Origin of the sequence: Streptomyces sp. ISL-66, from assembly GCF_018614135.1 — a bacterium.
Lineage (GTDB): Bacteria > Actinomycetota > Actinomycetes > Streptomycetales > Streptomycetaceae > Streptomyces.
Genome location: NZ_JAGGOW010000030.1, coordinates 1 through 20579 on the forward strand (window position 1 = coordinate 1; position 20579 = coordinate 20579).

The 20579-nt window shown below is 68.8% G+C and carries 19 protein-coding genes and 3 pseudogenes; 16 read left to right on the top strand and 6 right to left on the bottom strand.

Annotation, left to right across the window (positions count from 1 at the left end):
* Positions 1-914 precede the first annotated feature (914 nt).
* Together J7E97_RS06020 and J7E97_RS35580 are read right to left on the bottom strand one after the other, a co-directional pair.
* Positions 915-1385 (bottom strand): hypothetical protein, encoded by a 471-nt coding sequence (locus J7E97_RS06020; RefSeq protein ID WP_215023142.1) that lies wholly within the window; start codon positions 1383-1385, stop codon positions 915-917.
* Positions 1386-1769: 384 nt separating this feature from the next.
* Positions 1770-2074, bottom strand: a pseudogene (locus tag J7E97_RS35580) (RHS repeat-associated core domain-containing protein); the annotation flags it as partial.
* A gap of 223 nt (positions 2075-2297) precedes the next feature.
* Between J7E97_RS35580 and J7E97_RS06030 the strand changes: the two are divergent.
* From J7E97_RS06030 to J7E97_RS06045, 4 genes are all read left to right on the top strand, one after another.
* Positions 2298-2873 carry a DUF5994 family protein gene (locus tag J7E97_RS06030; protein WP_215023144.1) on the top strand — a complete coding sequence of 192 codons (576 nt, stop codon included), beginning with the start codon at positions 2298-2300 and terminating at the stop codon, positions 2871-2873.
* Between the two features lie 5 nt (positions 2874-2878).
* Complete coding sequence (locus J7E97_RS06035; protein WP_215016023.1) at positions 2879-3109, top strand: hypothetical protein; 231 nt, start codon at positions 2879-2881, stop codon at positions 3107-3109.
* A gap of 115 nt (positions 3110-3224) precedes the next feature.
* Positions 3225-3470: a hypothetical protein gene (locus J7E97_RS06040; protein ID WP_215016071.1), complete on the top strand. Its 246-nt coding sequence runs from the start codon at positions 3225-3227 to the stop codon at positions 3468-3470.
* Positions 3471-3510: 40 nt separating this feature from the next.
* Positions 3511-3783 carry a hypothetical protein gene (locus tag J7E97_RS06045; protein WP_215016022.1) on the top strand — a complete coding sequence of 91 codons (273 nt, stop codon included), beginning with the start codon at positions 3511-3513 and terminating at the stop codon, positions 3781-3783.
* Between the two features lie 20 nt (positions 3784-3803).
* On the opposite strand, the gene J7E97_RS06050 is transcribed toward J7E97_RS06045, so the two are convergent.
* Together J7E97_RS06050 and J7E97_RS06055 are read right to left on the bottom strand one after the other, a co-directional pair.
* On the bottom strand, positions 3804-4328 hold the full coding sequence (locus J7E97_RS06050; RefSeq protein WP_215023146.1) for a histidine phosphatase family protein: 525 nt from the start codon (positions 4326-4328) through the stop codon (positions 3804-3806).
* Positions 4325-5155, bottom strand: coding sequence for a hypothetical protein (locus J7E97_RS06055; protein WP_215023148.1), 831 nt, complete (start codon positions 5153-5155; stop codon positions 4325-4327). The genes J7E97_RS06050 and J7E97_RS06055 overlap by 4 nt, the downstream gene beginning before the upstream one ends.
* 531 nt (positions 5156-5686) lie before the next feature.
* Between J7E97_RS06055 and J7E97_RS06060 the strand changes: the two genes are divergently transcribed.
* From J7E97_RS06060 to J7E97_RS06085, 6 genes and pseudogenes are all read left to right on the top strand, one after another.
* Positions 5687-6646, top strand: a complete 960-nt coding sequence (locus J7E97_RS06060) for an RNase A-like domain-containing protein (protein ID WP_215023150.1) — start codon at positions 5687-5689, stop codon at positions 6644-6646.
* A gap of 260 nt (positions 6647-6906) precedes the next feature.
* Entirely contained in the window at positions 6907-7236 is a 330-nt protein-coding gene (locus J7E97_RS35585) for a hypothetical protein (RefSeq protein ID WP_251053934.1), read from the top strand.
* Positions 7237-7293: 57 nt separating this feature from the next.
* A complete protein-coding gene (locus tag J7E97_RS06070; RefSeq protein ID WP_215023152.1) occupies positions 7294-7593 on the top strand; it encodes an RNase A-like domain-containing protein in 300 nt (99 codons plus the stop codon).
* 13 nt (positions 7594-7606) lie between these two features.
* Positions 7607-8256, top strand: a pseudogene (locus tag J7E97_RS06075) (contact-dependent growth inhibition system immunity protein); the annotation flags it as partial.
* Between the two features lie 484 nt (positions 8257-8740).
* Complete coding sequence (locus J7E97_RS06080; RefSeq protein ID WP_215023154.1) at positions 8741-9985, top strand: IS110 family transposase; 1245 nt, start codon at positions 8741-8743, stop codon at positions 9983-9985.
* 789 nt (positions 9986-10774) lie between these two features.
* Complete coding sequence (locus J7E97_RS06085; protein ID WP_215023156.1) at positions 10775-11479, top strand: restriction endonuclease; 705 nt, start codon at positions 10775-10777, stop codon at positions 11477-11479.
* A gap of 447 nt (positions 11480-11926) precedes the next feature.
* On the opposite strand, the gene J7E97_RS06090 is transcribed toward J7E97_RS06085, so the two are convergent.
* Positions 11927-12658, bottom strand: a complete 732-nt coding sequence (locus J7E97_RS06090) for a DUF4232 domain-containing protein (RefSeq protein WP_215023157.1) — start codon at positions 12656-12658, stop codon at positions 11927-11929.
* Positions 12659-12989: 331 nt separating this feature from the next.
* Between J7E97_RS06090 and J7E97_RS36570 the strand changes: the two genes are divergently transcribed.
* The gene (locus J7E97_RS36570) at positions 12990-14504 is read left to right on the top strand and encodes a helix-turn-helix transcriptional regulator (RefSeq protein ID WP_215023159.1); all 1515 of its coding nucleotides are present in this window, start codon (positions 12990-12992) and stop codon (positions 14502-14504) included.
* Positions 14505-14613: 109 nt separating this feature from the next.
* Here J7E97_RS36570 and J7E97_RS06100 read toward each other — a convergent pair.
* Positions 14614-15067, bottom strand: a pseudogene (locus J7E97_RS06100) (tyrosine-type recombinase/integrase); the annotation flags it as partial.
* 596 nt (positions 15068-15663) lie between these two features.
* On the opposite strand from J7E97_RS06100, the gene J7E97_RS06105 reads away from it, so the two are divergent.
* The 5 genes from J7E97_RS06105 to J7E97_RS06125 all read left to right on the top strand — a co-directional run bounded on the left by J7E97_RS06105 (position 15664) and on the right by J7E97_RS06125 (position 20315).
* Positions 15664-15867, top strand: a complete 204-nt coding sequence (locus tag J7E97_RS06105) for a cold-shock protein (protein ID WP_008734853.1) — start codon at positions 15664-15666, stop codon at positions 15865-15867.
* Between the two features lie 330 nt (positions 15868-16197).
* Positions 16198-17724, top strand: a complete 1527-nt coding sequence (locus J7E97_RS06110) for a DEAD/DEAH box helicase (RefSeq protein ID WP_215023163.1) — start codon at positions 16198-16200, stop codon at positions 17722-17724.
* A 47-nt stretch (positions 17725-17771) separates the two neighbouring features.
* Positions 17772-18176, top strand: a complete 405-nt coding sequence (locus J7E97_RS06115) for a CBS domain-containing protein (protein WP_215023165.1) — start codon at positions 17772-17774, stop codon at positions 18174-18176.
* Between the two features lie 49 nt (positions 18177-18225).
* Positions 18226-18540, top strand: a complete 315-nt coding sequence (locus tag J7E97_RS06120) for an SCO5918 family protein (RefSeq protein WP_215023173.1) — start codon at positions 18226-18228, stop codon at positions 18538-18540.
* A 1436-nt stretch (positions 18541-19976) separates the two neighbouring features.
* Positions 19977-20315, top strand: coding sequence for a MerR family transcriptional regulator (locus J7E97_RS06125; protein WP_215023175.1), 339 nt, complete (start codon positions 19977-19979; stop codon positions 20313-20315).
* Positions 20316-20579 lie beyond the last annotated feature (264 nt).

Genomic DNA, 20579 nt, shown 5'->3' on the forward strand with positions numbered 1-20579 from the left:
TGGACTCCAGACAGGACCTAGGAGCGCTACTTCTTGGTCGGTGGGACAAAGCCGACGCCCACAACCGAGGCGCCCGCCGCGCCACCGCTGCAGTCTTCCGCCGGTACGCACTGAAACTGGCAGGAGAGCCGTACGACTCCACCGTCGCCGACATCGAGGCCCACTACCTCGTTGACTGACAAACGCACGGAGGGCCTGCAACCTCTGACGGTTGCGGGCCCTCATCGCGCTGCTCAGGTCCCGATTCATCCAGCGGCGCGTGCCACAACGTGCCAGTAGCAGCGGTAAACATCGGGCAACGAGGGGCCGGATGAGGCATCCGCGAAGGTCCCGCCAATACGTGTCTTCGCAGGTCAGCACCCATAGACATGGTCAAGTGCCGGGTGATTCCCAAGCTTATAGCGCGGGTTCGATTCCCGTCATCCGCTCTTGAGAGAAGGCCCAGGTCAGCGACCTAGGCCTTCGTCGTTGTCCGGACATGCCGAGTCACGCTCCTGTGCGGATTCGCACTCGCCACGTCGCAGGCGGACGGTCAATCAGCCACTTGGAAAAACAACTTGGCGGGGGGCGGACTGCGAGCCCGCCCCCGCGACTCAGCTGATGATCACCAATGGCTACCGGTCCAACGACCCGCCCCTGCCCGAACCCTCGAGGCCGGGCGGCGTCGCCTCCGATGGGGAGGTCGACGTGGGCGTCGGGGAGCGCCCAGGCCGGACTGGCCCTGTTGGCGGCCGACCCGCCACCACACGCCGCCCTCGCGCGGTGGGCCGACCTCTCCGTCGACGTCTTCGTCACCCATTCCTGGTCACCAAACTCGGCCTGGCCACCGCGATGCAGTGGACCGCGTCGGCTTCGAGACGCTGCACACCTACACCGGACCCATGCAACCTGTTTCTTGCTCCCGCATCGCTCTCCTACGACCGGGGAAATGATCCTTGCGTCGTTCGCTCCGATGCGGGTCCAGAGATTGGGATTCGCGGATCATCGATGTCGACGGCGATCTCGAACCCCGAGGCCGAACTAAAGGTAGCGACGTTTTCGGACAGCCGAATCCGATCAAATGGATTGGATTCCATAAAGAACATCGCCCAGATCAGCGCACGGTCGACAGTCAAACGTGCAATGAACCCCTCCGAACCGTACGAACCCTCGCCGCCCCACAGCAGCCCCTTCTCTCCCAGGTCTACGGCGGCAAGCCCATCGACCGAAGACACCCAAGACGGATCGCTTTCCAGCATCTCATTGAGGCCAAAGGGGGCGAGCACCGTGAAAACCCTCGGTGCGGCGCGGTCGAGGGCGACATCGTAAGAGTGCCCGTCGGCGTAGTGGAGGGCATCCTTGATGGGAAGCTCAAAGTCTTCCCACAGGCTTTCGATCGTGGTCATCTATTCTTACACTTCCCGTTGCGGACGTGCTCTGGCCTCTCCTGGAGTCCAGTCGGGGGAACTGGCTCACCTAGTTCATTTCTGTTCCGCGAAGAATTTCATGCGCCTTTTGAATTGATCCGCCCAGGTCCGTCCGGTCGTCGAATCAGGGTGAACCGCGTTCGGGTCGACGCGCTCGATGATTACCGGCCTACCCTTCGCGCGCCGCGTCAAGCCTTCGGTTGTCGTACGACACCAGCTGACCGTCTACTTCCATGACCTTCAACGCTGTACCGGGGCGTCGCCAATCCCACTCACCGGAGCACATCTTCTCCACGTAGTCGTCGGCGATACGGTGCGTTGGGAGAAGTTTATTTCGTCCGGGTTGGCCCATTCCGGCTCACCGGCAAGCCCCAGGCGGTCAGCCCAGCTATGGGGGTTACGAACATACGCCACTGCGTTGGGCCGGAACCAACCCGAGCGGGTCCGGTGTGGTGTAGCGGGCGGTTTCGGGGTCGTAGTGCCGGAAGTAGTTGTAGTGGAGGCCGGTTTCCTCGTCCGCGTACTGGCCGGGAAAGCGGAGCGGGCAGTCCACCCCATCCCCTGAAGCGGGGAGGGGCGTGCCCCCAGAGGGTGGTGCGGGATTGCCAGGCAACAGTGCCGTCGGAAGTGACCAGTTCGATGGGCGTGCCAACCAGGTCCGTGACGATCGTTTCACGGTACTCCGCGTGCCCGCAGTGATACTCACGGCCGCACGCCCCGGAACTCCCGACGGAACCGGAAAACACCTGGTCAGAACCGTCTTCCGGGACCGCAGACCGGAGTAGGGTGAAGGAACCGGGAGTGTTTCGTACGCCCGCTCCCACGCGGACGTCGTTTCCGGCGATCAAGGCACCGGGCCCTTCTCGGACGGCCTGGAGACGGGTCCGCGTCATGACAGCGACCACTGACCGCGCCACGTCCCGCGTCCTGTCTCCCACTCTCCCGGCGCGCCTGTCGCTCACGCCGAGGACCACGCTCGCCGGCCAGCTGGACGGAGCATGGTGGCCACGCTCCCGTGACCTCGAAGCCGAGCTTCCGGCGCTCGCCGACGCGTTGGACGAACCCTGGGGACGCATCACTCGTGTCACGGTGAACCCCACCCGCTGGCCCGTCATCCCGCACACGGTGCCTGTCGCCGGGCACACCCTGCACGTGGGCTGGTTCGCCGAACAGGACCCCGACAAGCTGATCCTGCTCTCCGGCACCGTCGGCCGTTGGGACCTGCTGGTGATCCCGCCCGAAACCGCACCCGCCGCCGCGGCCCGGCTGATGACCGCCGCCGCGATCCCGGGAAGCGTCCTCACCGCCCGCGCGCTGATGGCCGCCGAAGCCGTCATCGGCGGTGGAATGCGGGACGCCCGGAGCCGCGTAGAAGACTGGGAGAGCGAAGGCGGGGCGTGCATGTCGCCCTTCGGGAACCTCGTTGGGCGACGCTCCCTGCCCCTGCCCGGGAACACCTGGAGGTGAGGAGCGTGGAGATCATCGTCCTCATCGCGGCGATCATCCTCGTGACCGGTATCGGAATGCACCTGATCCACCTGCTCAACGCCCAGCCCGACGCACGGATCGCGGCCTACCACTTCAACGACGCCCTGCCGGTCGTCGGCCGACGAAGCAGGAAGCATCACTGGCGGGCGCCAGAAGCCCCCGGTCAGCCGGCCGGCACCAGTCGTCGAGCCCACCGCACGGATGCCGACCGGTGAGGGACAGACCTTCCTCTGACCAGGGGCAGCGGGCGGGACGCGATGGCGTCCCACCCGCCGACTTCTCACCTCGCCCCGAAGGGATCACGTCATCTTGAAGCGCACCCAGACAGAGATGCTGCCGTCGGTCGGACACGCCGAAGTCCGCATCATCGCGGCCTCCCCCGAAGCCGCCCGCGCGGTCGCCGAGGTGTTGCGCCGCTGTTTCGCCGGCATGGAACAGCGCAGCTACCCCGCCTCGGACGGCGGCACCCGGCTCCACCTCACGGTGGACACGGAATCCGCGGCCGGACCCGCCCGCTCCTGGCTGACCGCCAGCAGATCTCCCGCCGGCACCGGCGCCCACACCGACGAGGTCTGACCGGAGCCGGCTCCCGCCCCCCGCACGAGAGGACGCGGCCATGGCGACACTGCGCGAGCGCAAGACCTACCGCGAACAGGTTCTGCGGATCCTGTACGAAGCCATCGAAGGCAATCGTCTTCTCGGAATCACCGGGGCCAAGCTGGAAAGCGACCTCCACATACCGGAGCAGGATCTCGCCGCCGCCTGCACCTACCTGGCAGGCGAGGGCCTGATCACCGTCGACTGGGAGCCGGGCAACACACCCGCGATGGTCACCCTCACGCACGAGGGAATCCGGCGCATGGAGACCGAGGAGGAAGAGAGCGGCTGAGCCCGGTCCTTCAGAACCGGTCAGGGGTTCGCGCCACGGGGTACGACCATCTCGGTCAGCCGGGCGGCACCCGGTTCGAGGGACGACCAGGGCCCTGGCACGCGCAGCACGGCGATCGCGGACGTCGGGAATTTCGAACGGGTCTGCTCCAGCGCGTAGCCGTCCGCCTCACCGGCCAGCAACAGAACCAGCTCCTGTACGCCGGGGTTGTGCCCGATCAGCATCAGCGTCCGCACCTGCGCGGGGATCTCCCGTACGACCCCGAGCAACTCCCCTGCGCTCGCCCCGTAGAGGCGTGCCTCGTGAATCACCGGCACGGTGACGCCGAGCTCGACCGCGACGAGGTCCCACGTCTGGCGGGCGCGAAGGGCGGAGGAGCACGCGACGAGGTCGGCAACGCAGTCGGCCTCGCGCAGCCAGCGGCCGGCCGCAGGGGCGTCCCAGCGGCCGCGCGGGGCGAGTGGCCGCTCGGAGTCGGCCACGTCCGGCCAGGCGGACTTGGCGTGCCGCACGACGACCAGGCGCCGGGCGTTGCCCGAAGTCATGGCGTCGCCGGGTGCTGGTGGCCCACCTCGCGCGCGAGGTCCAACCCGAGGACGCGGTCGAGAAAGGCGAACGTCTCGAACTTGGCTCCGGCCGGCACGTCGGCGCGCCTCGCCACGCTGACCAGCAGGTCCAGAACAGCAGGGACACCGAGATCATCGGCGAGCGCGGCATGAGCCTGTCGCAGCACATCGGCAGGGATCGGCCTGGACGGCTCCTGCGCCCAGTCGGCCACCTGCTGCCGCCAGTACCGCAGCGTCCGCCGCGCCTCGGCGAGCGCTGCGCTGCTGACCGTGACCGGCGTGCGGTAGCAGTGGCCGAGCAACAGCATCCTCACAGCCAGCGGATCGGCCCCCTCCGGGGCGAATTCGTCCAGGAGGCCCGAGGTGAGGCGATGGCCACGGCCTGGGGCGCCCCCGTCCGGGGGTGCCGGCCTGACCTGGCCCACGTCGATCCAGGCCCCGCCGACGGCGTCCTGGGCGGCGGCGCCGTGAGCGAGCAGGTGCACGTCAGCAGCCGCACAGAACGTCTCGGTCAGATGGTGGACACCGACGGTGGCGGGCGGGTGGATGCCGAGAGCGGACATGGCGCGATCGAGTGCCTGGGCTTGCTCATGAGGCAGGTCCGGTGTGGTGAGGACCGTGAGGGACTCCAGGCCATGCAGCTCCGCGGCACGCGCCAGTACGTCACCGACCAGGGGCGCCCGCAGGTGCACCGTGCCGACCCCGGCGTCGGAGGCCGACAGGTGGACGCAGATGCGCAGCAGGTGACGGTGCCCGGAGGGGATCTCCACGAAACGGCCGGTGCGGGTGTCGGCGATACGCAGCATGATGCGGAGGCTAGTCGTGCAAACCCCCGGTACCGGGGAGGACCTGACCACGACGCCGACGTTTGTCATTCGCTGCTTTCAATAGTTCCTGGTCGGTGTGCACCGTACGACCCGGAGTCCGCGAGCCCGGCACTGGCGCATACAGCCCCGAACTGCTCGAACTGCCCCATAGCCGTACCATTGGATTCGGGTCGAACACTCTCACGTGCTACGACCCGGAAGGGCGGCCTCGGCGGCGTGAATGCGTCGGGGCCGTTGCGGGACCCGCCGCCGCCATGACTGGCCGCTGAGTTCCCTCCCCAGGCGATGAGCCGGAAGGTTGCGTCAAGCCTCACGGGTTCGGGAGCCAAGACGCAACCATTGAGGCAAGGACGTGCCGCACGACCCAGACCAACGGACGCGTGCCCCATCCGTTTCTGCGGCGCCCTGTGGGGCGGCACGTCATGGGGACAGCAGCGGCACGGCTACCAGTGGGCGCACACCGCCGACTCCGGCCGCGGCACGCCCCGCCTCCCCACGAACAGCGAGCCCGTGCTGTCCGTACTGAAGGACACGGCCGACAACATGGCCACCATCCTGCGCGAGTACGCGGAAGCCGCGGTCGATCTGAACCGCGACGTCAATGACGAGCTCGAGCGCGCCATGCTGAAGGCCGCCAAGGAGATCGTCGAGGACCTGGCCAAGCCCAAGGACCCCAAGAACATCCTCGGCACGGTCACTTCCGCCCTCGGCAAGGGGGTGGGCCTGATCCTCTCGTTCGACGTCAAGACCGTACTGAACATCGACACGGCCGAGCTGAACCGGATCGTCGACACGTACACCGGCATTCTCGGGGGCCTGACCACCCGCATGGAGGCGCTGAAGGGCCCGCTGGACGAGGCGTACCTGAGCGCCCCCAAGTTCGAGGCCGGCGTGGCCCGTGCGCACGGCTTCGGCATGCGGTCCCTGGAAGAGTTCAAGGACTCGCAGATCTGGCTGAAGATCGACTCGAACGGGAACTACGACCTGAACCTCGGCGCCAACGAGTATTCGGCGGACGGCCACTCGCTGGACAAGCACGTCGGCAAGACGGACGAGCAGCTGGCGCAGCGCCTGCGTGACCAGCAGTCGAACGGCCCGACGCAGGCATGGCCGTACGGCAAGCCGATGCCGAGCGGCTCCTCCGCCTTCCCGAACTACCGGCGGGCGGAGGACCTGACCGAGTACAACCTCAACAACAACAAGGCCGCCATCGAGGCGTGGATCAAAGGGCCACCACCGGCGGCCGACGGCGACGTCAAGGCGTTCTACGCGACGGCACCCAACGGCGAGACCAGCGGCCGCAGCGTGAGCAAGCAGCCGGTGGACCCGAACGACCCGCTGTCCGGGTACAAGCAGGGTGGGCTCGGTGCCAAGGCGTACGACGTGAACGGCATCGACACGCGCATCAAGTACGACAGCAGCCGCAACCCGCCCTTCACCGTCATGACGTCGATGCCCTCGAAGTCCTAGCGGCCCGCCGAGAAAGGCCAGCACCACATGCACGTCGACCAGACGTCCTGGGAAACCGCGGTACGCCACCTCTACGAGGACGCGTACCCGTACGACGCCACGGGCCCGCGCCTCCACGAGGACTGGATCCACGACCTCCTCGCACTGATGGCCCGGGTCCCGGACCCCCGGGGCTGGGCCGGTCTCGACGACGCGGCGCAAGACCCGCAACGTGAGGGGTACCCCACCTACCCCTTCAAAGTCCACCCCCCCCGGAGTACGTGGCCGTACGGCTCCGTGAGATCGACCGGGACAGTGCCGAAACCCTGCTGCTGGCCCTCACGGACGACTGCTGCACCCTGTCCAACCTGAGACGGTTCACGGAGACCGAGGAGGAACTGCGCACGATGGCACGCACGATCCTCGCGCGTTACGGGGACACCGCCACCTATCACACCAACGTCGACAGGCCCGGACCCGTCCCCGGAACCCTCGACTTCACAGCATCGAACTGGGGGTACAGCCCGCTGAGCTTCTACTCGGAGGACTGCGGCTTGATCGTCGTCTCGGACTCCGAAGTGGGCATGTTCTGGAATTTCTCCGACTATTGATCCGCCCGCCCGCCGACATGACCGCGGCTGCCGCGCGCGGACTGACAGGATCTCCCCGTGCTCACCCGTTCCGCTTCCTATCCCGACCGGGAGACCGCCCAATGGGCCACCCAGCAGGTGGTGACCGCCAACGAGCAGGCCATCCACCGCTGGCTCGCCCAGAACACCCGGGCCCGCCTCACCGTCGAGGCCGCCTGGCCCTCCCGGGAGGAGCCCGTGGGCAGGCTCCAGCTGGAAGCCGACCTGCTGGCCGGGCACGGGCCCGTCGACGTCCGGGCGGCGCGCGTCGTGCTGCGCCGCGAACCGTCGAGCCCGCACGGCTTCGTCGTCCGCACGACCGTCCCGTTCTACCTGTAGGGGCCGCACGCACATGTCCATGAAGCCCCTCGAACACGACCGCCGGTACGGCGAGCTGGACCAGGTGATGCGCGCCTACCTGGGGCAGCCCGCCGACGACACCCCGGAGCGGCGCAGCCGCGCGCTGGAGGCGTACCTCCGGCACACATGGCACACCCGCCCTCGGCCATCGCGGAGGCGGAGCGCCAGCTGCGCGAGTACAGCCGCAACCCTCCGGGCCGGATCCGGCAGGGCCTGGGCGAGTTCTACGCGATCCCCGACACCGGGATGCCCCAGTCGGAGATCGGCGACTGGCTGATCGTGCTGGCCGACCATCTGAAGCAGAGCATCGAGGCAGGCGACGTACCGGAACCGTCGTCCCCGCAGACGCATTGGGAGTGGCACGCGCGCTTTCCGGAGACCGCGCAGTTGCTCGGCGGCTGGTTCTCGCAGGACATCGTCGACGAGTTCCCCGATCACGACGCCGCCGTCGCCGACTACGCCGGCACCACCCACCCCCACGTGGTCGCGCGCCTCGTCGGTGAACTCCACGAGCTGCTCGCCCTCCCCTTGGACGAGGGGGACTACGCACTGGCAGCCGCCGAACTCGGCATGGAGGTCGGCCCGCCAGAGCCGTTCTCCCACGGCGCCTGGTTCCAGTCGCTGGCGACGACGCTGTCCAGTATCTGAAGCCAACCTTCGCGGCTGGCCCCGCCGCTCCTTCTGGGCGGGGCCGCGGCCGTCCGGTGAGCTCTGTCGGAGTTGCGGCCGGCCGTCCGCACTCGTGCCCCAACCGTGCCCTTCAGAGCGGACAGCAGCGGTCGACACGAGTATCCACGAGCCTGCGGGACGAGGGCCCTCAGAGTACGTTTTCGCAGGTCAGCGATCCAGCGCACCTTCGGTGCGCGCCGGGGGCGTGGTAAATCCCGTGGCGCGCGCCGGGGGTGCTTCTGTCCGCTCTGACGGGGCCTGTTGCTGGTCCGGGATGCTGGTGGGGTTCGTTCCGGCCGAAACCGATGCCTCTGTGATGCCTGTGAGCTCGCAGGTCAGCGTGGTGCTGGGGGCCGTCCACGGGAACCGTGGAGTGTTGCTGTGAGCACGTGCGTCAGAATTCCTGATTCACCCTGGCCCTCCCGGAACGGCATACCGATGGGGAGGGAGCGGGAGCGTGGACGTACTGCACGAACGGTGCGCCGGCCTGGACATCAGCAAGAAGGACGCCAAGGTGTGCGTCCGGATCCCGAGTACGAAACGGCGGGGATCGTTCACCACCGAGACCACGACCTGGGGTTCGACGACGAACGCGGTCCTGGCCCTGCTCGACCATCTGCTGGCCGCTGAGGTCACGCTTGTGGTGATCGAGGCGACCTCGGACTACTGGAAACCCTTCTACTACGTGCTGGCCGACGATCTGAACGTGATCCTGGTCAACGCCCGCCAGGTCAAGAACCTGCCCGGCCGCAAGACGGACGTCTCCGACGCCGCCTGGCTGGCCCAGCTCGGCGCCCACGGCCTGGTGCGCCCCTCCTTCGTCCCACCACAGCCGGTGCGGGAACTGCGGGACCTGACCCGGGCCCGCACCACCGCGACCCGGGAACGCTCCCGGGTCGTCCAGCGCCTGGAGAAGCTCCTGGAGGACACCGGGATCAAACTGTCCGCGGTCGCCTCCGACATCATGGGCGTCTCCGGGCGGGCCATGCTCGAAGCCCTCGTCAACGGCGAACGCGACCCGCAGACCCTCGCGGACATGGCCAAACGCAGGCTCCGCCACAAGATTCCCGCACTCACCGAGGCGCTGACCGGCCGCTTCCGTGAGCACCACGCCTTCCTGGTCCGCCTGCACCTCGACCAGTACGACCAGCTCACCAGCATGATCGAGCAACTCAGCGGACGCATCGAGGAGGCGATGGCCCTCTTTCGTGACGCCCTCGACCTCCTCGACACCATCCCCGGAATCAACCAGGCAACCGCCGAAGTGATCATCGCGGAAACCGGCGGGGACATGACCCGGTTCGCGACGGCCAAGCACCTCGCGTCCTGGGCAGGGGTCTGCCCCGGCCACCACGAGTCCGCCGGCCGCACCAAGAACACCAAGGTCCGGCCCGGCAACCCCTACCTCAAAGGCGCACTCGGCCTCGCCGCGTTCTGCGCGGTGAGAACCAAAGACACCTACCTCGCCGCCCGTTACCGGCGGCTGACCGCCCGCCGCGGCCCGCTCAGGGCACTGGTCGCCGTCGAGCACTCGATCATCACCGCGATCTGGCACATGCTGACCGACCACAAGCCCTACGCCGAGCTCGGCGGCACCTACTTCACCCAGCGCGACCCCGAACGGGCCACCCGCCGCGCGATCACCCAGCTCAACCAGCTCGGCTACACCGTCACCCTCAACCCGCTGGAGACCGCCGCCTGACCCTCCCCGCACCGGACACCCGGCAGCCGACAACGGCCACCGGGCACCCAGCCATGCCCACACCCACCCTGACCTGCTGCTATTTACGCGTCAGACCTTGCCGTGCCCTCCGTGTGCCCCAACTCGCATAAATACCCTGCCTGGAGGCCCCTGGCGTGCCACCTGTCCCTCGATGAAGCGCAGCCGTCTCGAATCGCGAGACACATTTCATGCGACCCGCACCACATGAGCGCCCGGATTCGCCTGTTCGCAACCCTGAAGGCAACCCCTCAACCACATCGCTTGCGCGGCCAAGTTGGCGACGGCGCGACACTCCCCCTACGCCTCCGAATGCCGCCGAAGGCGATCCCTGTCGAAGCACAGGCGGGCTCGCCCCGATTCAGCAGATGATCACGAGTGGTGACAAGTAGGTGACGCGTTGTCAGTGGTGGGTGCTTTCATGGGTCCGGTGCGCAGGGAGGCACATCGCGACTGGTGGGGGGATGCAGCTGTGCCCTGGATCAATGAGTACTTCCGGTCAGACGGCACTCGGGTCAAAGGCCACGTCCGGCTCCCTGCCGGGGCCCGGCGGGAGACCGCGCTGCTCGGCCTGATCGTCGCCGGCGTGATCGTCTTCGGCAACGGAACAACATCTGCGGGGGCTGGAGCAGGCTCGGGTCAGGAGTTACCCAGGCCGCAGTCGACAGTGATCTACCCGATCAAGTGGCCGGCGTGGGAAAACCGCCCGGCGCCCCAACCCATACCGACGGTCTCCTATCCGATCGTCTTCCCCAGCACGGGGAACGGCAGGTGAGCCGCCGCCCACCCGCGAAGAGGCGCAAGCGCACCAGCACAGCGCGGCGCCGGAAGGCCACCGGCTCGGAGGAGCTGTGGCTCATCGGCCTGGCCGGCCTCGTGGCCCTCGGTCTCGTCGTGGCCGTGATGTCGTGGCTCGCTGCCCATCCCTGGGTCCTGGTACTCGGCCTCCTCGCAGCCGGTGCCGTGGGCACGCTGTGGCTGCGTCGGCGCCAAGAGGCCGCGCGATGGGACCAGGTCCGGGCCCAGGGCCTGCGCTACGCCGTCGAACACCTCGACAGCCTCCACCACAACGACTTCGAGTTCGCCGTACGGGACCTCATGCACCGCGACGGCTGCGCCGACGCGCAGAAGGTCGGCGGACGGGGCGACAACGGCGCGGACGTCAAAGCCACCGACCCCTACGGCCGCCGCTGGGTCATCCAGTGCAAGCACCGCAAGGCCGGCTGGCAAGGGTCCGCGGTCGGCACCCCGGATCTCCAGGTCCTCAACGGCACCGGCCGCCAGATACACGGCGGCGACGTCCTCGTCATGCTCACCAACGGCCGCTTCTCCCGGCCCGCCCTCGACTTCGCCAAGTCCCAGCGCCTCCACCTCGTCGACCGCCACATCCTCGCCCAGTGGGCCAGCGGCTCGCGCCCCCTGTGGGAACTCCTCCGCGCCGTCCCACCACCCCCAAAGCCCACATCGCTCCCCTAGGACTCTTTCCGCTGGTCGGTGACGAGCTGCGGACTCCGAGGAAACCCGCGCGATCGCCGAACTGTCGGAATGGCGACCAGCACGTATCCGCCGTACGGGGGAACGGAGCCATCCAAGGGAGAGATCTCAGTCGCCCACAAGGCGGCCCGCCTACGTGCCTCAGGCCCGTCGTGCCGGGAGCCGGGCATCGAACTACCTCACCGTGGACGGGTAGATCATCAAGGACTTGCCCTGCCGCGTCGAGCTCGCCACAGGGAAGTGGGACGCCCTTATCGACGAAGGCATGCGGCCACCCAGCAGGAGATCGAAACCAGGGGCTTGAGCTCGTCTCGGACTGCCCTGAGTTCGGCGAGGCAGTCGTCTAGCGTTTCCTCGCCCAGGACAGTTGAGCCCGGCCGGCGACACGCCCCGTGGGACGGCCGGGGGCCGCGGCCCCCGGAACTCCGTTCAGAAGGCGCTCAGCGCTTCGCGGATGTTGGTGCGGTACAGGCCGACCTTCGGGTTGGCGACGCTGCCCGGCTTGGCCAGCCGGAGGCTGACGCCGTCCGCGTTCGGCATGTGCTCCTTGTCGGCCAGGACGCTGACCTCGTCGGCCACGGGGCCGTTGCCACCCGACGGGTTGAGGTCCACGGCCGCGTACGCGGTGGCGCCCGGGTGCACCGGGTACGCCGGGGCGCCGCCCAGTCCACCGGGGGCAGTGGCCTGGAGACCGAGCGCGCCGCCCTTGGCGCTGAAGCCGACGGTGGGGAAGTAGTCCAGACCGCAGGAGGTGGAACCGTTGTTGGTCACGGTGATGACGCGGACGGTGGCCGGAGTGCCCGTCGGGGAAGTGACCTTGACGGTCAGGTTGCGCGCCGAGCAGGGGTGGGCGTAGGCGTAGGAGTCACCGGTGGTGTCCCCCGTGTCCTTGCCGCCCGAACCGGCCTTCGCCGGGGCGGCGGTGGCCGTGCCGGTTCCGGTGACCTTGCCGGCGGACGGGGCGGCGGACGGGGCGGCGGAGGCGCCCTTCCCGGACGGCGTCACGGTCCCGGTCGAGACCGGCTTGTCCGCGCTCTTGGTCGCGGCGGGGTTCGCGGTCGGCCCGCCGGCGCTGTCCGAGCCACCACAGGCGGTCAGGGCCAGAGCGAGGCCGGCGGTGGCGGTGGCCAGGGCAGTGGTGCGGAGTCGGTAAGTGCGCATGGGGAACTCTCCGTATCGGTGTGGTCGTCAGACGGAGGCTTCCGCTTTCCGCCTGACGAGACGTTGGGTGGGGCTGCTGTTCCGGTCGGCTGCTGCCGCAGGCGGCCGAGGGCGGCCGGTGGGGCGGGTGGGGGGTCCTCCCGCCCCGACCGCCGAATCCGACCGCCGATCCGATCGGCGGACCGACGGGCTGATGACGCAACTGTGGGGCCGGTTTTGTCCCAGTGGCGTCTGGACCGGGATAGTAGGAACCCTGGAACGCTCCCGACCCTTCTCACCTGGGCGATCGGGCGAGCCTGGAACGTGCTTCCGGGATGAGGGGGAGGGTGGAATGGCCACGGAGACGGAGCGGTTCGCGGAGCTGATGCGCGGATTCAAAGAGCGCTCGGGGCGCAGCTACGGCACGCTCGCGAAGCGTCTGCACTCCAGCAACTCGACGCTGCACCGCTATTGCAGCGGCGCGGCGGTGCCCACGGATTACGCCCCGGTGGAGCGGTTCGCCCGAGTCTGCGGTGCCTCGGCCGACGAACTGCTCGCGCTGCACCAGCAGTGGCTGCTGGCGCTGGTGGAGCGGCGGCGGGGGGTGACGGAGTGGCAGGCCTCGGGGTCGGGGGCGGTGAACTCCGCGGCGCCGCGGGGCGGTGACGCCGCGCCGGAGGTGCCGCCCGCATCGGCGGTGGTGGTGGCTGGGGAGGCCTCGGAGGTCCGGCCGCAGACGGGTACCGACCCCACACCGGCCCCGGCGTCCGCAGCCGGGTCCGCCCCGGCGCCCGGACCTGCCGCTGCGGAGGCACCCGCCTGGGCGCCTACCCCCGCTCCCGCGCTGGCACCGGCGGAGGCCCCCGCCCCTGCACCGGCAACGGAGGCACCCGCACACGCCCCCGCCGCCCTTATCCAGCCGGGCCCCGCCCGGGCCTCCGTACCGGGGGCCCGGCGTCCTCGGCTGCTGCTCGCCGTTGCGGCCGCCGTGGCCACCGCCGCGGTGGCGGGGACCGCCGCCGCCGTCTCCGCCATGGGAGATACGGGTCACGGGGACACGCGCCACGGCGCCGTCCAGCCGTCCTCGCGCGAGCGGGCGGCGGCGGGCCCGGCCTTGCCGTCCGGCGGGTCGTCGTCACCCACGCCCACAGCCGATTCCGCACCGCCGTCCAGCCCCGGACCGTCGTCCCCCTCGGCGACGTCCGCGTCCACCTCGCCGGCCACCGCCAAGGAGGGGGCCTCCCGCACCGCCCCGTTCACGGTCAACGTCCTGCCCGACAACTGGGACAGCCCCTGCGACCAGTGGTTCGCCCTGGACAAGGCACCCGGCACGGTCCCCCCGCCCCCCGCCGGGCCGGCGACCGAAGGGTGGGCCCGGGCCCTGGACGCCGTCCCGGCGGGGCACCTGCGCATGCAGCTGACCGTCCAGGGCACCGAGGGCAAGCCCGCGGTCCTGCACGCGCTGTACGTCCATGTCGTGAGCGGCCGCAAGGCTCCCGGCTGGAACGCGTACACCATGGGCGCCGGTTGCGGCGGCGCGCTGGTGCCGGCGTCCTTCGCCGTGGACCTGGACGACGCCTCCCCGAGGGCCAGGCCCGTACCTGGCAAGGAGGGCGAGCGGCCGACGGCCTCGACCGACTTCCCGTACAAGGTCTCCGCCACCGACCCCCAGGTGCTGAACATCGACGCCGCCACACTCGGTCAGGACGTCAGCTGGTACCTGGAGCTGGCCTGGAGCAGTGGCGACCGCCAGGGCACCACCCGCATCGACGACCACGGCCGCCCGTTCCGCACGGTCGCCCTGAACGCCGGCCACAGCTACTGGTACAACGCGAACAACAACGCCTGGCTGCCGGACACGGAATGAAAGACCCATTGCACCCGGTCCGAAAAACGGCCGCAGTCCGGACACTCCGCCCCGGACAGTCGGCCTCTCGCCACCAACTCGACCGTGCCGAACGCAGCCGTCACCGCCTCTACGTCCACTTCGTCGGTACCGTCGATACCGTCGATACGATGCCTCCGGCGACCTCCTGCTGGCGCTCGTCGTCGGAGTACTGGTAGATCATCGCGGCCTTCTCCGAAGACCGGCCGGCACGGACCATCGTGTCCTTCAGCGTGGCCCCCGACTGCGTCGACAGGGTGTGGCCCGTGTGGCGCAGGTCGTAGAAGCGGAAGTCCTTCGGCAGGCCGGCCTTCGCGCGGGCCTTGGCCCACTTCCGCCCGAACGTCGTGCGCCGGAACGGTGCTCCCTTCTCCCCTACGAACAGCAGCCCGTCGGGCTCCTTCTCCGCGAACCAGTCAAGGTGCCGCTTGACCTCCATGGAGAGGAAGGCGGGCAGGTGGATGGTGCGGACGCCCGCCGCCGACTTGGTGTCCCCTCTCTACGCGACGGCCGGTGTTCAGCTCCGGGGCCGCCGCTGGCGTCCGACGGCGACGTCAAGTCGTTCTACGCGACGGCACCCAACGGCGAGACCAGCGGTCACAGCGTGAGCAAGCAGCCGGTGGACCCGAACGACCCATTGTCCGGGTACAAGCAGGGCGGGCTCGCTGGCTCGCCCTGGAGGGCCTGGCCGGAGGCCTCTTCGCGCACCCCTTGCGTCGCAGGAGCGCGATGTCGCCTCGCACCGCGGGCGGCAATTCGCGTGACCCGACAGCGACTTCCCGGTCGTTGCCGTGCGGGGTCCCGACACCGCGCGCCGGAGCCGGTGGCGAGCACGTAGAAAGCTGCGCTGGGGGCGAATCAATATCTGTCGCCGCGGCCTAAGAATTTAATGGATCCCGCCGGGAGAGTTTCTACCGCAACACGGCCGAGGGAATGTTCAACGCACACAGGCCGCCGCAGCGTGCTACTGTCGATCTCGGTTGCAGTTTTGGTACCCAAGAACTTCAAGCGCCTCCAGCCGGAATTCATTCCGCTGGAAGTGCTTTGTATTTCCCGGTCATTTACCGGGCGGGGCATCATCGCGGCGACACGGCGTCTGCACAGTGCAGTCGCTGATGTATTGCCCCAAAGGAGATATGACATGGCTGCTGGTACCGTTAAGTGGTTCAACGCGGAAAAGGGCTTCGGCTTCATCGAGCAGGACGGTGGCGGCGCTGACGTGTTCGCCCACTACTCGAACATTGCCGCCCAGGGCTTCCGTGAGCTGAACGAGGGCCAGAAGGTAACCTTCGACATCGCGCAGGGCCAGAAGGGCCCGACGGCCGAGAACATCGTTCCCGCCTGACGCTGACACGCATTCTGCAGCTGGGGCCCGCATCCCTCGGGGTGCGGGCCCCAGCTGCATGCATTTCCCGCGGTGCGTTCACCCGCGGCATTAAGCATTGAGACGAGCATTGAGACACTCGGCCAACCAGCCCTCTCCGAGCTGCACCCGAGTCAATTGCTTTGTCTGTCGCGTCCACATGACGCCACCTCATTCCAGCGCCTGAGCCCGTACAGATTTTCTGTCCGCCAGATCCGCTTTCGCATCAATCCAGCGCGTTCTCGCAATTCCCTGCGCCGCTCCTACGCTGCGGGAATTCCTTGATACGTGCCGCATCAAGGAAGGTTCCGCATGAACCCCACACGTACGAACGAGCGCTCTTCCCGCAGCCGCACCGGCGGCCCCGCTTTCGGCACCGGCGCTGGTTCGGGCCGGGGCAGCCGCTTCGGCTCTTCGACCCAGAGCCGTTCCGGAGCCCAGAGCCGTTCCGGAGCCCCGAGCCGCTCGGGCGGATACGGCCGCCGGCCCGCCGCGATCCAGGGCGAGTTCGCACTGCCGAAGACGATCACCCCCGCACTGCCCGCCGTCGAGGCCTTCGCCGACCTCGCCATGCCGGCCCAGCTGCTCGCCACGCTCGGCCGTGAGGGCATGGCCACGCCGTTCCCGATCCAGGCCGCCACGCTGCCCAACACCCTCGCGGGCCGTGACGTCCTCGGCCGTGGCCGCACCGGCTCCGGCAAGACCCTCGCCTTCGGCCTCGCCCTGCTGGCCCGCACCGCCGGCCAGAACGCCGAGTCGGGCCAGCCGCTCGCGCTGATCCTCGTACCGACGCGCGAACTCGCCCAGCAGGTCACCGCCGCCCTCACCCCCTACGCCCGGGCGGTCAAGCTGCGCCTGGCCACCGTGGTCGGCGGCATGCCGATCTACCGCCAGGCCGCTGCACTGCGCGCCGGGGCCGAAGTGGTCGTCGCCACGCCCGGCCGCCTCAAAGACCTCATCGACCGTGGTGACTGCCGGTTGAACCAGGTCGCCATCACCGTCCTGGACGAGGCCGACCAGATGGCCGACATGGGCTTCATGCCCCAGGTCACCGCCCTCCTGGACCAGGTGCGCCCCGAGGGTCAGCGGATGCTGTTCTCCGCCACCCTCGACCGCAACGTCGACCTGCTGGTGCGTCGCTACCTGACCGACCCGGTCGTGCACTCGGTCGACCCCTCGGCCGGCGCCGTCACCACGATGGAACACCACGTCCTGCACGTCCACGGCGCCGACAAGCACCGCACGACGACGGAGATCGCGGCCCGCGACGGCCGGGTGATCATGTTCCTCGACACCAAGCACGCCGTGGACCGCCTCACCCAGGACCTCCTCGACAACGGGGTCCGCGCCGCGGCCCTGCACGGCGGGAAGTCCCAGCCGCAGCGGACCCGGACCCTGGCCCAGTTCAAGACCGGACACGTCACCGTGCTGGTCGCCACCAACGTGGCCGCGCGTGGCATCCACGTCGACAACCTGGACCTCGTCGTGAACGTCGACCCGCCGACCGACCCCAAGGACTACCTGCACCGCGGCGGCCGTACCGCCCGTGCCGGCGAGTCCGGCAGTGTCGTCACCCTCGTCACCCCCAACCAGCGCCGCGAGATGGCCCGCCTGATGATGGCCGCGGGCATCACCCCGCAGACCACCCAGGTCCGCTCGGGCGACGAGGCTCTGACCCGGATCACCGGCGCCCAGGCACCTTCCGGCATCCCGGTCACCATCACCGCCCCGGTGTCCGAGCGGCCCAAGCGCAGCACGGCTTCCCGCGGCCGGCGCGGGCCCGCTTCGGCCGCCCGGCGCGCGAGCGCGCGGCTGTCCGCCTTCGACGCGGCGGCCTGAGAAGCCAGGTGATCAGGACGCTCACCCATCTCTGCAGGAGGCACTTTTTGACGCTGGTTCAGATGCAGCCCCGCTCCGCACATGCCGACCTCGCCCACCGAACGGTGGACGACGCCATGGAAGCGGCCGGTCCGCAGGTCTGCGACGACATGACCGTCGAGGTGGCCCTGGCCGTCACGGCCAGTTCCCGCACGGACCATCTGCTCGTCTGCGACCAGGACGGCCTCTGCACCGGGCTGATCACCCGGGAGCGGCTCAGCACCATCCGCGACAGCGCCGCGTACACCGACCGGCTCCGTCTGCGCGATGTCCCCAGCGACCATGGGCCGTTCAGCTCGCCCGTGACCACGATGGCCGAGGCCGAGCACGCGATGCGCTACCGCAAGCTCGCCGCCCTGCCCGTCGTCGATGAACAAGGCAGCGCTGTGGGCATCCTCGCCCTCGCCCGCTGAACCACCTCACCGTGGTCGGACCGTCCCCCTCTTCTCCCTGTGAGGCAACATGCGCTGTGTCATCGCCCGCTTCCCGTTCGACCTGACCAAGACGGGCGTCCTGGAGTCCATGAAGGGCATCAAGCCTGAGCAGGTCCTCGGCGAGTCCGTGATCATCGGCCGCCGCACCTACCCCGTCAAGCAGGTCGGTCAGGTCCTCACCCGCCAGGACCGCCGCGACTTCAGTGCCGGCGAAGTCCTCCGCGCCATGACCCAGCTCGGCTTCACGTGCCGCGGAAGCCTTCCCCGAACCGCCGTGGCCACACGCGTACTCAGTCCCCTCCAGCGGGCCTCCGCCATGCTCGGCACCCCCGCGACCGCCTGACCGGTGGGCCCGGCGCAAGCCGCCACCCGAACAGCGAAGAGGGCCCGACCGGCGTGCCGGTCGGGCCCTTCCGCGTACCCACAGGGCAAGCGCGGATGGTGGGCCGCCCCCTCCGCGGCGCAGGACGGCCGCACTCGGGCCGCTCCGGTCGGCCGAGGGCACATGTGACCGCCGAGGCGACATCGCAGTCGCCGCCGTCCCCGCCCGCGGGCCCGCTCCTGTCCGCGGGTCCGGCGGGGCAAGAGGGCGCGATGAATGTTCGATCCGACTGAGCCCGATTACCTCACAGACACGCATCCAAAAATCTATCCTGGCCGGAGTAGACATTGGGCGGTGGCGTGGTTATGGTTTCTCTCGTAGCCCAGAGAGACAGCAGGGCCTGGCAGGGACGAACTGCCGGGCAGCAGTACATGCGGTACCCGTAGTTGCAGTGCGCAGGACGGTGCGGTGGTGGAGTTTCGAAGCCAGAGCTTTGCAGGACGGCGACGGGACTGACGACCGGACCGGGTGGCCCGCAGTGATCAGGGGCCACCACGAGCAGTAGCCAGCAGTGAAGTCAGTGAGCGGCACCCTGGTGAAGGCGTCGACTGCGGGCGCGCGCACCGGGAAGTTCGGCAGTGGGGTTCCAAGCCAGAGCAGACGCAGGATGGGCGACGGGGCTGGCTGCCGAAGCGTGGTGCTAGGTCAGGCCACGAGTAGGAGAAGCAGTACGCAGTACCGGCAGTAGGCATCACCCGTAGTACCCGCAGTTGCAGTGCGTAGGACGGTGCGGTGGTGGAGTTCCGAAGCCAGAGCTTTGCAGGACGGCGACGGGACTGACGACCGGACCGGGTGGCCCGCAGTGATCAGGGGCCACCACGAGCAGTACCGCAGTTATCGCAGTGGCAGTACCCGTAAGTGCAGTACCTGTAAGTGCAGTTCTCGTAAGTGCAGTACCTGTAAGTGCAGTGCCCAGCAGTGAAGTCAGTGAGCAGCACCTTGGTGAAGGCGTCGAGTGCAGGCGCGGCCACCAGGAAGTTCGGCAGTGGGGTTCCAAGCCAGAGCAGACGCAGGATGGGCGACGGGGCTGGCTGCCGAAGCGGCGCTAGATCAGGCCGCGAGCAGTACAAGCGGTTCGCAGTAGAGCAGTAAGCATCACCAGCATTACGCAGTCCCCCGCTTGGTAAGTAGTTGATCATCGAGGGAAGAACGGAGGGGCTTAGCGCCATCAGGATCGCCCGGGTCGGCAGGTTGAAACCCGGGTACCGCAGGACATCGTTAGTGAGGTGGTCTCCGGTCAAGCAACCGCGATCCCCGCACCCCGACCACGTATGACTCGGGTCTGCGGACACAGAAGGCCGGCGCAGTATCAGGGTCGGCAGATGGTGTAGTAGTTCCTTCGGGGCCCTGGTGCCATAGGCACCAGGGCCCCTCCACGTGTTCCGGAAAGAGGTGCAATGACAGCAGATGACTCGTTCGGCCGGCTCGATGACGACGACTACCCCGCCTACACCATGGGCCGGGCCGCCGAGATGCTCGGCACCACCCAAGGTTTCCTGCGCGCCATCGGTGAAGCCCGCCTCATCACCCCGCTGCGCTCGGACGGCGGCCACCGCCGCTACTCCCGCTACCAGCTGCGCATCGCCGCCCGCGCCCGCGAACTCGTCGACCACGGAACCCCGATCGACTCCGCCTGCCGGATCATCATCCTGGAAGACCAGCTCGAAGAAGCCCAGCGCATCAACGCCGAATACCGCCACGCCGGCAAATCTTCCGCTCCAGCGGCATCGGCCTGAGGTGATCGTGCCCGTCGGCATCGGCGGGCACCCGATCTTGAAGCAGCCTCGAGGTGACGGGGGTGCGCGGGCGCGTGGCCTCTTCGGCTTCTCCCCAGGAGCGTCCTGATCCCGGACGGCGCCATCACCCACATCGATACAGCAGCGCAGGCGGTGAAAGTCTCGGCTGCGCAGGAAGACATCAACTGAGGCTGTGGAACTCGTGTAATTCGGGCGGGTCAGGGGAACGATCTGGGCTTCCGAACGGGCCTCTCCGCTCTCCTA